At 36.8% G+C, this 13,107-nt stretch carries 15 protein-coding genes; 8 read left to right on the top strand and 7 right to left on the bottom strand.

All coding sequences use genetic code 11. The features are described 5' to 3' along the window. Window positions 1-1,805 (top strand): RHS repeat domain-containing protein (locus tag LQ227_RS19200; RefSeq protein WP_230150571.1); only part of this gene is annotated, 1,805 nt, incomplete at its 5' end. Between the two features lie 10 nt (window positions 1,806-1,815). Then, window positions 1,816-2,298, top strand: a complete 483-nt coding sequence (locus tag LQ227_RS19195; protein WP_230139822.1) for a hypothetical protein — start codon at window positions 1,816-1,818, stop codon at window positions 2,296-2,298. Window positions 2,299-2,415: 117 nt separating this feature from the next. Here LQ227_RS19195 and LQ227_RS19190 read toward each other — a convergent pair whose 3' ends face one another. Continuing rightward, entirely contained in the window at window positions 2,416-2,715 is a 300-nt protein-coding gene (locus LQ227_RS19190) for a hypothetical protein (protein WP_230150569.1), read from the bottom strand. A 36-nt stretch (window positions 2,716-2,751) separates the two neighbouring features. Between LQ227_RS19190 and LQ227_RS19185 the strand changes: the two genes are divergently transcribed. Genes LQ227_RS19185 through LQ227_RS19175 form a run of 3 tightly spaced genes read left to right on the top strand, consistent with a single transcriptional unit; the run spans window position 2,752 to window position 4,400 of the window. Then, window positions 2,752-3,063, top strand: coding sequence for a hypothetical protein (locus tag LQ227_RS19185; protein WP_230146610.1), 312 nt, complete (start codon window positions 2,752-2,754; stop codon window positions 3,061-3,063). 44 nt (window positions 3,064-3,107) lie between these two features. Continuing rightward, window positions 3,108-3,893: an RHS repeat-associated core domain-containing protein gene (locus tag LQ227_RS19180; protein ID WP_230139827.1), complete on the top strand. Its 786-nt coding sequence runs from the start codon at window positions 3,108-3,110 to the stop codon at window positions 3,891-3,893. Then, the gene (locus LQ227_RS19175) at window positions 3,894-4,400 is read left to right on the top strand and encodes a hypothetical protein (RefSeq protein WP_230139829.1); all 507 of its coding nucleotides are present in this window, start codon (window positions 3,894-3,896) and stop codon (window positions 4,398-4,400) included. Between the two features lie 97 nt (window positions 4,401-4,497). On the opposite strand, the gene LQ227_RS19170 is transcribed toward LQ227_RS19175, so the two are convergent. Then, window positions 4,498-4,806 carry a helix-turn-helix domain-containing protein gene (locus tag LQ227_RS19170; protein WP_256449174.1) on the bottom strand — a complete coding sequence of 103 codons (309 nt, stop codon included), beginning with the start codon at window positions 4,804-4,806 and terminating at the stop codon, window positions 4,498-4,500. Window positions 4,807-4,959: 153 nt separating this feature from the next. Here LQ227_RS19170 and LQ227_RS19165 point away from each other — a divergent pair, with 153 nt between their 5' ends. Together LQ227_RS19165 and LQ227_RS19160 are read left to right on the top strand one after the other, a co-directional pair. Then, on the top strand, window positions 4,960-5,457 hold the full coding sequence (locus tag LQ227_RS19165) for a hypothetical protein (RefSeq protein ID WP_230139831.1): 498 nt from the start codon (window positions 4,960-4,962) through the stop codon (window positions 5,455-5,457). 703 nt (window positions 5,458-6,160) lie between these two features. Next, entirely contained in the window at window positions 6,161-6,601 is a 441-nt protein-coding gene (locus LQ227_RS19160; RefSeq protein ID WP_230139839.1) for a hypothetical protein, read from the top strand. Between the two features lie 484 nt (window positions 6,602-7,085). Here LQ227_RS19160 and LQ227_RS19155 read toward each other — a convergent pair whose 3' ends face one another. The 3 genes from LQ227_RS19155 to LQ227_RS19145 all read right to left on the bottom strand — a co-directional run bounded on the left by LQ227_RS19155 (window position 7,086) and on the right by LQ227_RS19145 (window position 9,971). Further along, entirely contained in the window at window positions 7,086-7,586 is a 501-nt protein-coding gene (locus tag LQ227_RS19155; RefSeq protein WP_230139843.1) for a hypothetical protein, read from the bottom strand. A gap of 445 nt (window positions 7,587-8,031) precedes the next feature. After that, entirely contained in the window at window positions 8,032-8,775 is a 744-nt protein-coding gene (locus tag LQ227_RS19150) for a hypothetical protein (protein WP_230139845.1), read from the bottom strand. 215 nt (window positions 8,776-8,990) lie between these two features. Beyond that, on the bottom strand, window positions 8,991-9,971 hold the full coding sequence (locus LQ227_RS19145) for a GlxA family transcriptional regulator (RefSeq protein WP_230139846.1): 981 nt from the start codon (window positions 9,969-9,971) through the stop codon (window positions 8,991-8,993). Between the two features lie 159 nt (window positions 9,972-10,130). On the opposite strand from LQ227_RS19145, the gene LQ227_RS19140 reads away from it, so the two are divergent. Beyond that, entirely contained in the window at window positions 10,131-10,625 is a 495-nt protein-coding gene (locus tag LQ227_RS19140; RefSeq protein ID WP_230139848.1) for an SRPBCC domain-containing protein, read from the top strand. 65 nt (window positions 10,626-10,690) lie between these two features. On the opposite strand, the gene LQ227_RS19135 is transcribed toward LQ227_RS19140, so the two are convergent. Together LQ227_RS19135 and LQ227_RS19130 are read right to left on the bottom strand one after the other, a co-directional pair. Continuing rightward, window positions 10,691-11,056, bottom strand: a complete 366-nt coding sequence (locus LQ227_RS19135; protein WP_230150567.1) for a hypothetical protein — start codon at window positions 11,054-11,056, stop codon at window positions 10,691-10,693. Window positions 11,057-11,067: 11 nt separating this feature from the next. Beyond that, the gene (locus tag LQ227_RS19130) at window positions 11,068-13,011 is read right to left on the bottom strand and encodes an LTA synthase family protein (protein WP_230150565.1); all 1,944 of its coding nucleotides are present in this window, start codon (window positions 13,009-13,011) and stop codon (window positions 11,068-11,070) included. Between the last annotated feature and the right edge of the window lie 96 nt (window positions 13,012-13,107).

Raw genomic sequence — 13,107 nt, 5'->3', positions numbered from 1 at the left:
TTACCGCGAGTACCCGCACGCATACCGCAAACGGAACGGCAACAACAATAGGCAACCGTTACGAATACGACCATATGGGCCGTAAAATCGCTACTTTTGAAAACATCAACAGCCAGGGAGAGGTGGCGCTGAACCACCTGGAATACAACGAGATCGGGCAGCTGAACAAAAAGAACCTGCATAACGATACCCAGGCGACTACTTTTGCTTATAATGAGCGCGGCTGGATGAAGAACAGTACATCCGATCAGTTCAATATGGAACTGAAATATAACGATGGCACTTTACCACAGTTCAATGGCAATATTTCCGGTCAGAGTTATACCAACGGTGCATCAAATGCTTTCAGTTATAGCTACGATAAGCTGAACAGACTGACAAATGCTACAGCAGGAAATAATCTCGGAGAAGCTATTGCTTATGATGTAATGGGCAATATTACCAGTTTGACCCGAGATAATTTTGGCACGAATAATTATACGGTTTACGAAGGCAACAGGCTTAAAACGATCAGCGGTTTTACCAATAGCAATTATGATTATGATGCCAACGGCAACCTGAAGAGTGACAGTCAAAAGAATATTACTTTAGGTTACAATTTCCTCAACCTGCCACAAACAGTAAGCGGAAGCCAGAACCTGAATTATACCTACAGTGCAGCTGGTGCAAAACTGAAAAAACAGAATGGAGCAACTACTACTGATTATGTTGGGGGCATCCAGTACACCAATGGAAATATAGATTTTATCCAGACGGAAGAGGGGATTGCGCGCAATAGCACAGGAAGTTACAGTTATGAATATAACCTGAGCGACCATCTGGGCAATGTGAGGGCTACTTTCTATAAAAACCCCAATACTGGACAATTAGAGGTACTGCAACGCGACGACTACTATGCATTTGGACTGAGAAAAGACCCAGTTGCAAAAGCGGGGCTTAACAAGTATCTTTATAATGGCAAGGAGTTGCAGGAGGAGTTAGGGCAGTACGATTACGGCGCTAGGTTCTATGATCCGGTAATAGGTAGGTGGAATGTGGTGGATCCTTTGGCGGAGAAGATGCGGAGACATTCCCCTTATAATTATGGTTTCAACAACCCCATAAGGTTTGTGGACCCTGATGGAATGATGGCAGTACCGCCATCTGATTTTTACGATGAAAAATTTAACCTTATTAAACGTGTTGAAGATGGATCAAACGCTATTTATCAGATTGCAGGAACAGGAACAGGAAAATATTATGAGTTTATAGGTGTCAATGGCTCTGAAAATGATCCAGATGCTTCCCCAAATTTGCAGACATTGATTCAAGAAGGACAAAACCTAAATAATTCTAATTCTGCGTTAGAGCCTGGCCCTAATTCAAAACCTACTTACTGTAATTTTGCGACACAAAATATTATGAAATCTGTTGCTTCGGCAACAGACCCTGGGTTTAGTATAAAAATGAACAATGATCAGTTAATAACTGGCAGAGCTAATGATATGGCACCGAAATTAGATGCTTCAGGTGCTTATGTAGCAACAGATAAATCATTTGCAATGGACGTAGCTAAAAATGGAGGGTTGGCTGTTATCTCTTATATAAATCCCAAAGCGGGGCATAGTGGACATGTGGTAACGCTAAGTGTAGGGGATAATTTGGCTAAAGGAGAGGTTGCAAATGTTGGTGTGAGTAATGGGTTTAAATCCATTAAAGAAGTTTTTGGAAATAAGCCAGTAAAATATTTTATCTTAAATCCAAATATCCAACCACAACTGAAAAATCAGAATCAGTTTGGGACATGGCCACCAAGTGGATTTTAATTATTAACAGATGAAAAAAAATATTTTTTATGTAGTATTATCGTTTTTTAGTGTTTTTGTTAGCGATGCTTTTTCGCAAAAAATTACTAACAAGACAATAATTGGCGTTTGGCAAGTTTCAACGCCTAAAACAGGATCAGCTTTGTTGGCTAATTATAATTTTTTTTCCAATGGAAAGTTTATTTATAAATTTGATGGATACGACGATAGGACGAGGATATTAAGTGTCGAGGGTACTTATAAATTATTAGGGAATAGGCTATATCTATACATACAATCTAGAACAGAAATTATTGGAGGTAGTTTGGTTCAAGGGGCTATGGGCTTTCAAAAAGAGGAACTTGTACTGGAGGGGGGGAAGAGTATTAAAGTTCCTCAAACTTCAAAAGAGCCTGTTGAAATAACAATTGAAAAATGTAAAGCAAGCGGTGCCATAGAATGTATGAAACTTCAAAACAATACATATTATCGGGTTTCTAAAGTTCCGGAATAACCTTCGTTATAGTAAAGCAAAGCCCGGCAATTTTTACATTGTAAAAATTGCCGGGCTTTGCTATTTCTTGAGTAGTCCAAGTTTGAGAAGTCTATCTTTAATGGCTCCATAAGTCCGTTAATGTAGTTTGGCAAGTTGTGTAATCTTGATGCCATCGTTGAAACGTTGCGCCAGCAATGCATCTTCTTCTACACTCCAGGCTAAACCCTGGTTTCCTTTTTTGGCTAGGGCTTCGAGTTGATCAATGGCGAAGAATAATGCCCTGATGATTTCGGGCTGGTTGTATGGGCTATCTGCAGAAAACACTTTTCCCGTTATAGGGTCGGTGCCGGCGGCTAAAGCCTGGAGAATCCTACCTGGTTTTATCGTCTCACTAAGACCAAATTTATATGATATCTTGCCGCAGATCAATGGCAAGTGACCACATATTGAATAATCTCAACCATAATGGGGTTGAAAGCAATAAGCGGTTTTACCAATAGCAGTTATGATTATGATGCCAATGGCAACCTGAAAAGTGACAGTCAAAAGAATATTACCTTAGGTTACAATTTCCTCAACCTGCCACAAACAGTAAGTGGAAGCCAGAATCTGAGCTATACTTACAGTGCAGTAGGAAAAAACAGAGCGGAGGAACTGCTACCGATTATGTGGATGGTATTCAATATACCAATGGAAGCATCGATTTTATCCAGACAGAAGAGGGAATTGCGCGTAACAGTAATGGCAGTTACAGCTACGAATATAACCTTAGTGATCATTTAGGCAATGTGCGGGCTACTTTTTATAAAAACCCAACAACAAACCAGTTGGAGGTACTGCAACGTGATGACTATTATGCATTTGGGCTCCGTAAAACAGGACTTGCAGGGGCAAACAATAATAAACATCTTTACAACGGCAGGGAGTTGCAGGAACAACTGGGAAAATACGATTGCGCGGCAAGGTTCTATGATCCTGAAATTGCCAGGTGGACAAGTGTTGATCCGCTGGCGGAGAAGTATCAACTTTTATCACCATACGCTTACGTTGCGAATAATCCATTAAGGTTCATTGATGAAGATGGGCGCGAAATTGTTATTCCAACGATGAAAGGTGATTTGACTTACAGAAATGGTCAGTTGTATCAAGAAAATGGTAAAGTATACAAAGGAAAAGATGCGTTTGTTACAAAAACATTAAGTGCATTACAGACATTAAGCAAGTTGAAAGATCCTACAGTGAAGTCGGTCTTAAAGACGCTTGAAACAAGTAAAGAGAAGGTTTCCTTTGAAGCGGGGTATGATGGGGGTATAACATATCCCGAAGATCCTTCAGCTGTAAACGAAGGTAAAAGCACAGGGTCAATTATTTCTTTAGATTATACTGTTAAAGGAGAAGATGGAAAGACTGTAGAATCCGAAATTCTTGTAGGCCACGAGTTGTCTCATGCATATGATAATTTAAAAGGAAATAATAAAGGTGAGGCGAATACAAAGTCTTCCGCTTCAAAAAAAGGAGAAATACGAGCTGTTAAATTTGAAAATAAGATAAGGAAGGAAGAGGGTAAAAAAGAAAGAACCACTTATGGCGGAGTGCCAATAAAAAACAAATAAATGAAATATTTACTTCTATTTTCATGGCTTATATGCAATGTTCATACTCAAAACCCTTCAAAGGAAAGTTTCGTTAAAGCATTGTATGCTAATCCTAAGGCTCGATTTTATATAGTAATACCTACTCAAAAAAATCAAAATCCTTACGATTATTATTTAGCTACAAATAATGAACTGTATCGATATTACTTAAAAAATAAAAATGCTTTAAGCTATAGGGATTTTATTTATAAGCTAATTGAAAAGAAAATATCATATAGTAATTTGACTTCAAAAGATTATAGCTCTTTTATTAAGGGAAACGTACTCATAATGAAAGAATATCAAAAATATGGACTTAGTCACATTAAGCGGAAATACCTAAAGCGAATAGGCAACGAGTGGAGGAATACCACATCCGACCCAAGTGTGAATAATACTGTGATTAAAATAATGGTTGACAACTATTACATAGCTTATTATTCAGGATACTCAGGATTCTATTCCTTTAAAGAACAAATTGAGTAGAGTGTTAGTGTCACCTCCCGGCTAAGCATTCCGCTTGGCCGAAATAAGGGAATTACTGTAGAAAGCAAAGCCTGGCCATGCGCCGGGCTTTTGTTGTTTAATGAGCGTAAGCCTTACCGGTTTTAGCATCGCGGATAATGGCGTTAGCCAGGAAAATGAGTTTATCTTTAACAGCGGGTTCGAGTTCCTCGATCTCATCAATCAGTTTTAAGGTCTGTTTGTCAAAAGCGGTCTTATCACTACCCCCAGCGAAGTAATCCAAAGATACTTCTAAAGCATCAGCGATCTTTTTAGCCACATCAACAGACGGTGAAACCGCGTTGCGCTCATAGCGCCCGATAATCTCGCGGGAAACGCTCGCCTCCTTAGCCAGGTCTGCTTGTGATATCTTTTTTGCCTTACGTATTTAGGTTTAGGAAATGACTCTTTAACAATGTATTTTACGGGAACAAATTGGAGCGCAACCACATTGAGTGCAACTGCTGCAGTCGCGAGCGTATCACTGAGGCATATACAATGGATTATTATACAAATGAATTCTTAAAACCAAAGAAATAATATGATTTACGAATCTAATATTGCATTAAATAGCTTGATTTTAGATGAGAAAAAAAGATTAAAACGCGGATTGTTCTTTGGTATAATCTTATTTTTGATAAGCGCAATTTATGGCTTTTTAGTAGCTGGGAAAGTTTTTGATCTAGTTTTTGTTTTTTGCGAAATAATTATCCTGATTATTCTGTTATGCTTACAATATTCTCAAATAGTACCTAACGGAAATCTGATCAACATTACTGCCAAAAATATAATGTTTGGAGAGAAGGAAATTGTTGTAGAAACATTTCCTTTTTATGTCCCTTTTTGGATTAATAGAGATTCTAAGAGATTTTCTTTTAGTATGAACGATTTTAAAATTAATAAGACATCATATCCAGTGACCAAAATTTTTGACCTTAAAAATAGAGCTATCAAATTAAGTGATGGTGAAAAGTATGTCCTTATTATAGTTGATTATTTTGAAAAAGAGATTGCTGATAGATTAACCAACTTGTCTTAACGTCTTAAATTTATAAATTAGACACTATCCCCTCGCTGGCGCATGTCTGTGGTGTGAGAAATGAATAAAATTGTAGCAAAGCCAAGTAGAAATGTTGGGCTTTGCTTATTTAGGATGCTCCATCCAATAGGCGCAACAGCTTGATTTCGGAGAATAATAAATACCCCTAATTTGGCCTTAGCGTCTTGCTAAGGCCAAATTATAAATTAAACACTTTCCCTTCCACAAGCAGAGATCAGCTGAATTTGCATATGACATATCGAAACAAACTATTATAACTAATGAATGGACAATAGAATAAATTTGTTCAATCAATTATAAACGCTACAATTGGGGGCAGATAAGATGTAATGGGAATATTTAAACAGCAATTTTGGCAATAATAATTTGTTTAGTTTTTCCTTATGGATTATCAACATTTACTCATGAAAATATTAATTTCTTTTATTGGATTGGAGCACGCATATTCATAATTGTTGCCCTTCCTGCTATATTTGTTCACTTGAATTGCTAGGGGTATCTATAGATTTTAAAGCTATTGTTAGGAAAAGTGTGAATGCTGGTTCAGTTTTTAAAGGCCATTTTAGTTCCGTATTGCTCAATAATTAGACACCAACAGCAAAGAGAAGCTTGGCCGGCAGATATATGAATGATCAATATCCCATTACCTCTGGTCTGGTTAATTACCTTTTAAAATAACGCTATGAAAAACATAATCTATTTTTTAGCAGGACTAATATTTGTATCAATCGGATTGTTTTATTTTAATTGGAATAGAAATAGGTTAAATAGATTAGCTTTTGAAAACTTGAATTTGCAAGTCATAGGGGTTGTATATAAAATTGATAAGGTTAAAGGTTATAATGGTTTTGGTGTTGCAAATTTGAGGGTGTTAAAATCTAACGTTAAAATGTATGACCCACGCTCAAAAAATGAATATTATTATTGTATGCTTAAGAATGATAGGGCCGAAATATATGACATTCACGTCCGCGCTATGTCATTGGGAGATACTATAAAAATTGATACCAAAAAGAAAGTAATTTTTTATGTTAATGAGGGCAGAACAGAAGAAGGGACTATTATTGTCAATACCGACGATAGTTTTTATAATTATATAAAAAAGCATCACCAAAAACTTTAGTATCTGTTGTTTTAGATATCTCACAGGCCCTCGCTGGTGCGCATATGAGCGCATGAAGAATGATAGAATTGTGGCAAAGTCCGGCAAAGATCTTGGAGTTGAAATGGTATTAAAAACTATTGTTTCGTATATGTATTTAATAATAGCATTGCAGCTAAAAAGTATTATGAAAAAAGGTGTGTTATTCGGGAATTCGGATTATAAAACCAGCCCGGATATTGAATAAATGCAGGTTTTTGAACCAAGTTCGAATCCCAGCGATCACAGAAATCCAAAACCATCTTTATTTAGCATAGAGGTGGTTTTCTGTTATACTGTAATTCTGCTATGCTTATAATTAAATAAAAAAACATTTCCTGTTAGAATCCTTTCGTGTCAAACCTATCGAACACATGGTGGCGGTTTCGATAAAACGACCAAAAGGTTTGAAAGATTGTAGAAGAATTCTCCACCTCTATTGCCAAGGTGCTGTTATAGGGCGTTATTAATATTTAAGTTCAAGTTCGTTAACTTCCTTGTTTATCTTTATCCACTCAACTCTTTTTTCTATGTCGTTTGGAACCTCACTTACAATCATAAAGAATGGTGTCAAATAGAGAACTTCAACGGTCCGCTTGTTGTAACCAAAAGATCCAACGTCTAGCATTTGAAATTCTACAGTCTTAAAACCTAGATGCCTATTTTGATATAAGACTGTCTGCGTTCGCCAAGCACTAGCTGGTAGAGATATAAATTTCATGGGACCAACAATCATAATTAAGATAAAAATAGTTGCCGGAAATATCGTTCCAATAATTTTTTGAACTTTGGTCTTAAGGAAAAGGGAGTTTCCTACTAATACCAAAGGTGTTCCAACTAAAAGTCCAAGATAAATGAACGACTTTATGGCTTGACTTTTAATGTCAAAACTGGTCAATTCGTCCAACAGAAAAACAGCAACTATTAATCCGTAGATTATGTTTGATATTTTGATTTTTCTTGTCAAGTTGTTGTTGTTTTATGATGCCCTAAACATTCTTATATCAACCATAAACATTCTCCAATGAAGCTATAAGTTTTGTATAGGAGCTATAGATTTGCTGGTTTTGCATTGCTAATATATTAAATTGTAGATCATCGTAAGGATTTTTTTATTTATTCATAATTTTGGTACTCGTGTGCCAATTTTTGTCGTTTTGCTACCGCTAGTCCTTAACAATATTGTGTATTCCGCAAATAAGTTCCACTTTCCAATAAATGTGTAGCGTAGTTTAGATAATTACGGACACTCTGGCTAGTAAATCAAATGATTGTATGTTTTTTGCTTGTAGAAAAAGCCAAATTTGCACTAATCCGTTTGCCGATTATATCAAATGAAGAAGAATTGAAGTCTTATAAACAATTATTTTGACAGACTGTTGAAAGGCTGGCGCATCAAGGCAAAGCTTTATTTATCCTTTTATCAACGCTTTTAAAAACGTTTGCATCGCTTCAGACCTTCCGAGCGGTTCTAAAAGGAAAATGAATAAATTCACCCCTACGGCGAGCCAGGTAGCTGGATGTTTAAGTTTTTCATACTTCCAGGCGCCCAATAACAGCATACCGATGATTAATATTTGGGTATAATAAATGGGAGTCATGATATTTATATTGGGCCATTCCTTCATATGAATACCAATATATACGCCTTGTATTCCACGCCCAAGGGCGGGCATCATGATGAGGAATACGGTAGTTATTAGCCACCAAGCATGGTTTTCGATATCTTTTCTATGAATAATGCTTTTAATAATCGCAAAGGCGAATGCAGTCATCATTACAATTTCAACCGCTGCTACTCCAAAGAAGAACCATTGTTGAAATGGTCCAAATCGTTCCGGTAATGCCAATGCTTTTTCTGTCGTTACTATATCCCTGTTCATCATACTTAAGGCAGTTAAACATACACCACCAGCGATGAACATACCTATGATTCCGTTTGTTCTATGCCTGCTGATTTGTCCATGCGTTGCATAATACGGTTGGAGTATTAAATAAAGATACCAGATGGTGCCTGTCCAATAATGGATGTGAACTGACCAGGCATTGTCTGAGAAATCGCCCCAGTAGTCTTTAAAAATACCAAGTTGCATGAAAATCATTGGTATAAGCATCCATAGGTATAAGGATTTATACTTATTAATTGCAGTAGCCATGTATTAATAAAGGTTAGTTTGGTTTATTTAGATGGTCATTAAAGCTTTATTGCTTGGCAAATGGGAGGGCACTTATTAAAGGTATCGAAAAAAAAGAAAAAAAGCATGATGTTGATTTATGCAGGATAAGCTTTTTAACCTTTTATATTGGATAATTTATAAGTATATATCAATTAATTAATCATCAGGTAGCAAGAGCGTATTACCTGATGATTTTACATTACCATTTCCTTGTTGTACCGATTTCGATATTCCAATGGAGAAACTCCTGTAATTTTGCGAAATACCTCTCTAAAAGCTTTTACATCCGCATAACCCACCTCATACATTACTTCATTAACGGTTTTTCTGGTGCTTTCTAAAGCCTTTTTAGCCGATTCTATTTTAGCGCGTTGCAAATATTCTATTGGTGTATTTCCCGTTGCCTTGATAAATCTTCTATCAAAACTTCTCCTGCCAACCGCAAACTTGGTAGATAAGTCTTCTACAGATATTTTTTGTTGCAGGTGGTTTTCGATATAATATTGTGCTTCTTTTACCATTTCATCGCCATGCAGTTTTTGCCCTTTAAAAATAATAAAGGTCGATTGGCTTTGCCTGTCCATCTCAATTTGGAAAACCTTTGAACAGAAAATGGCTGTTTGTCTGTCGAAGTATTTTTCAACCAGATAAAGAAGGAGGTTTAAGAAAGAATATGCTCCTCCATTGGTATAAATGCCATTTTCATCAGTAATCAGTTTATCAGGCTGTAAATTTACCTTTGGAAACATTTTACTAAAATTATCAGCTACAATCCAATGAGTAGAACAGGTTTTTCCGTCTAATAAACCAGTTGATGCCAATAGGTATGCACCGGTGCAAACGCTCGCTATTTCGGCGCCGTTTTTATACTGCGCGGCAATCCATCCGATTAGTTCTTTGTTTCCTTCCATTGCCTGTTGGTAGTTGTGATTTAAAGAGGGGATAATCACAAGGTCGGTTTTGGTTATAGTTGAAATATGTCTGTGCGGTTTCACCGAAAACAAACCATCATAAAAATCGACGGCTTTGGAAATACCTGCCAACTCAATTTTGAATAACTGTGTTTTGCCGTTTTCCTGCCAATAGGCATTAGCCCTGCTTAGTATTTTGTACGAACCAACAATACTACTTAAGTTGTTCGGGCCGTCGGGTACAAGGATGGTAATGTGTTTCATCTTAATCGTTTTAAATCAATCTATTTTTCTTATAAAGATAAAACTTAAAGCTGTCCAAATCAACCCGCTACAATGTCTATTTTACACCCTGTTTGCAATGCATATTGCAGTTAACTTTGTTTTATATTAATCAATCTTAAATTAAACAATAGCAGAACCATGGAAAAGCAAGATTTTACAGCCACCATTTTGGTAGATCAAAGTCCGAATGAAGCATTTAATGCAATTACCAATGTTAGCGGATGGTGGTCGGAAGCCATTGAAGGAGCTACCGATATCATTAACGCCGAATCCGTTTATCATTATAGAGATATTCATTACTGTAAAATGAAATTAATAGAAATTATTCCAGATCAAAAAGTAGTATGGCTGATATTGGATAACTATTTTAAGTTTACAACCGATAAAAGCGAATGGATTGGTACGAAGTTGGTTTTTGATATTACTAAAAGAGGCGAACAAACCGCTGTAACATTTACACACGAGGGCTTGGTACCGCAGTACGAATGTTATGAAATTTGCAGGGAAGCCTGGACTAACTACATAAAAGAAAGCTTGTATAAGTTGATTACTACAGGAAAGGGAGAGCCAAATCCTAAGGAAAATGACGGATTTAATACCGAATTGGCAAAAAAGTGGAAACTGGAAGCCTGATAATAACTTCTGCCAGTTCATCAAAACTGAACTGGCAGAAGTTAAAAGCTAAATTAAATTTATTGTTAGTGTTTCCGAAGATTTTCTAGTGTGCCAATAATCTTCTTTTGGCTTTTAATGGTTTCTTCGTAAAGTTCGAGCAATTTATTTTTTTCTTTGATTAAATTTTTAAGCTCATTAAGCTCCTCATCACTTTGGGCAAGGATATCGATTTCAAATTGAGCCAGGTCTTCATCTTTGCGGTAGTATTCGAAAAAATTAATACCAAGCGCAATAGAGGTCCTTGTTAATAAATTGGTATCTACCGAGGTCGATTTAAGTAAAGTATCTACCCGGTGTTTGCTAACACTTATTTTTTCGGCAAGTTGGTCTCTACTCATCGATTTTGCTTTCATCTCTTTCCAGACCAGTAACCCAATATTTATGCCCATGGTTAAATTTATTAGGGTTTCTTTTTAGAAGCAAAACCGTACAAGCCATTTTGGTAGAGGTACGATGCCATCTGGTAATTGGATATAGCCTCATTAATCAATTTCTGATCTGCTGGTATGGCTACAGCATTTCCGTTAGTAAAATCGGGTTTGTAAGTAGTTGCTTTTTTATTCGGATCGAGAATAACCAGTTTATTATTTTTAATGTAGCCTAAACTCTGGTAGGTGCTTATAAATGCCCTTTCTTCGCTATCTCTCATTTTAAATACATCCTGACCGAAAAACTTACTGTCGTAACTGAAATTCAGGTAACCCAAAATGGTTGGGCCGATATCAATCTGTGCGGTAAGTTTTTCAAATTTGCCTGGTGCAATATGCCCTGGGCTATAAAAAATCATTGGGATATGATATTTATCTACCGGTAACTGTACTTTACCGGCACTCGAAGCACAATGATCAGCAACAATAACAAATAAGGTGTTCGAAAACCAAGGTTTCTGTTTTGCTTCCCGTATAAACTTACCAATAGCGTAATCGGTATATTTAACTGCGCCTTCTCTGCCGGTGTGTGATGGAATATCAATCCTCCCCTCGGGGTAAGTGTACGGACGGTGGTTCGAAACCGTCATAATCTGTGCGAAGAAGGTTTTTTTGTCTTTATAATCTTTATCCAGTTCGCGTAACGAAAGTGTAAATAAATCTTCATCAGCAACACCCCAGATATTTGAATAATGGATTTCTGAATCCTGAAGGGAGCTCCTGTCCGTTACCTGGTAACCGTTGTTGGAAAAGAACTCGTTCATATTATCGAAATACCCATAACCGCCATAAATAAACCTGCTATTGTAGCCTTTCGAACGAAATATGCTACCTAAAGTGAATAAGTTTTTATTATCCGGACGTTTAACGATCGATTGCCCAGGGGTAGGTGGGATGCAAAGTGAAAGTGCTTCTAAACCGCGCACCGTACGCGTTCCCGAAGCGTATAAATTGTTAAAGAGCAAGCCTTCTTTTGCAAGCGAATCGAGTTGGGGCGTAATATGCTGTGTATTGCCAAATGCAGATAAGAATTCAGCGCTTAAGCTCTCTACGCTAATCAGCACAACATTCATTTTGTTTTCAATGCCTGCATTATTGATGGTTCTGGATGTATTTTTAAATGCTCCGTTTTTGGCAGTAGAATCTTGTTGAAGCAAATTGCTCAGAATAGATTCGGCATTTTTAATCGGGAGGATTTTGTAAAAAGTATTGTAATCGAGCTGATTGTTCCAAAATGCAAATCCAAAATCGTACATGCCATTGCCCGAAAGCTCATTTACATATTGATTTTTACTGTGGTATTTCCATCTATGGCTCACCCCAAAATAAGTAAGAACAGGCAGGCACAAAAGAATCAAGGCAATTATGGTTCGTTTGCCGAAACTGATTTTATTGGCGGCAGATGTTGTGATAGGTTTTCTTAAAAGATAAACGATTAATGCTGTGATGATGACCAAGCCTACCATAATGCTGTTGATCGGGTACGATTGGCGAATATTTCCAATAACTTCTGTGGTATACACCAGGTAGTCGACAGCTATAAAGTTATAACGCACTGAAAATTCTTCCCAGAAGAACCATTCTGAAATGGCATTGAAAATCAGCGTGAAAACAACAAAGAAAAAATAAATGAACAATAATACTTTATTGAATTTGCTGGCATACCATTTAGAAGGAAGCAACCATAGGTAAATTACAATCGGAATTACCGCAAAAGATGCAGCAGCAAGGTCATAAAACAGACCAATAACCAGGATTTTAAGGAGATTCAGTATCGACCAATCAACACCAGATGCGCTATAAATTAATAAAGCAAGTCTCGTAATCAACGATATGCTGCACAATAGCGCAGTGACTAAAAGAACTGTTCCAAATCTATGACGGAGTAATTTATTTGTTTTTTCTTTAATGCTCATATTAATGATGATTCCAGAGTTTGAAATTAACTTGCCAAACTTTGTAGTTGGCGAATGTAGGTTTCAATTCTGAAGGAATTCTGAAGGTTTGGTTAG

Origin of the sequence: Pedobacter sp. Bi27 (genome assembly GCF_918698255.1) — a bacterium.
GTDB lineage: Bacteria > Bacteroidota > Bacteroidia > Sphingobacteriales > Sphingobacteriaceae > Pedobacter.
Note: the sequence above shows the minus strand (reverse complement) of the source record. Positions and strands in the feature narration are given on the sequence as shown.

Bases quoted from the DNA above. Each gene is read 5' to 3' on its own strand.
- LQ227_RS19195 (WP_230139822.1), top strand. From the start codon at position 1,816: ATGAAAAAAAATATTTTTTATGTAGTATTATCGTTTTTTAGTGTTTTT.
- LQ227_RS19175 (WP_230139829.1), top strand. From the start codon at position 3,894: ATGAAATATTTACTTCTATTTTCATGGCTTATATGCAATGTTCATACT.
- LQ227_RS19165 (WP_230139831.1), top strand. From the start codon at position 4,960: ATGATTTACGAATCTAATATTGCATTAAATAGCTTGATTTTAGATGAG.
- LQ227_RS19160 (WP_230139839.1), top strand. From the start codon at position 6,161: ATGAAAAACATAATCTATTTTTTAGCAGGACTAATATTTGTATCAATC.
- LQ227_RS19150 (WP_230139845.1), bottom strand. From the start codon at position 8,775: ATGGCTACTGCAATTAATAAGTATAAATCCTTATACCTATGGATGCTT.
- LQ227_RS19145 (WP_230139846.1), bottom strand. From the start codon at position 9,971: ATGAAACACATTACCATCCTTGTACCCGACGGCCCGAACAACTTAAGT.
- LQ227_RS19140 (WP_230139848.1), top strand. From the start codon at position 10,131: ATGGAAAAGCAAGATTTTACAGCCACCATTTTGGTAGATCAAAGTCCG.
- LQ227_RS19135 (WP_230150567.1), bottom strand. From the start codon at position 11,056: ATGGGCATAAATATTGGGTTACTGGTCTGGAAAGAGATGAAAGCAAAA.
- LQ227_RS19130 (WP_230150565.1), bottom strand. From the start codon at position 13,011: ATGAGCATTAAAGAAAAAACAAATAAATTACTCCGTCATAGATTTGGA.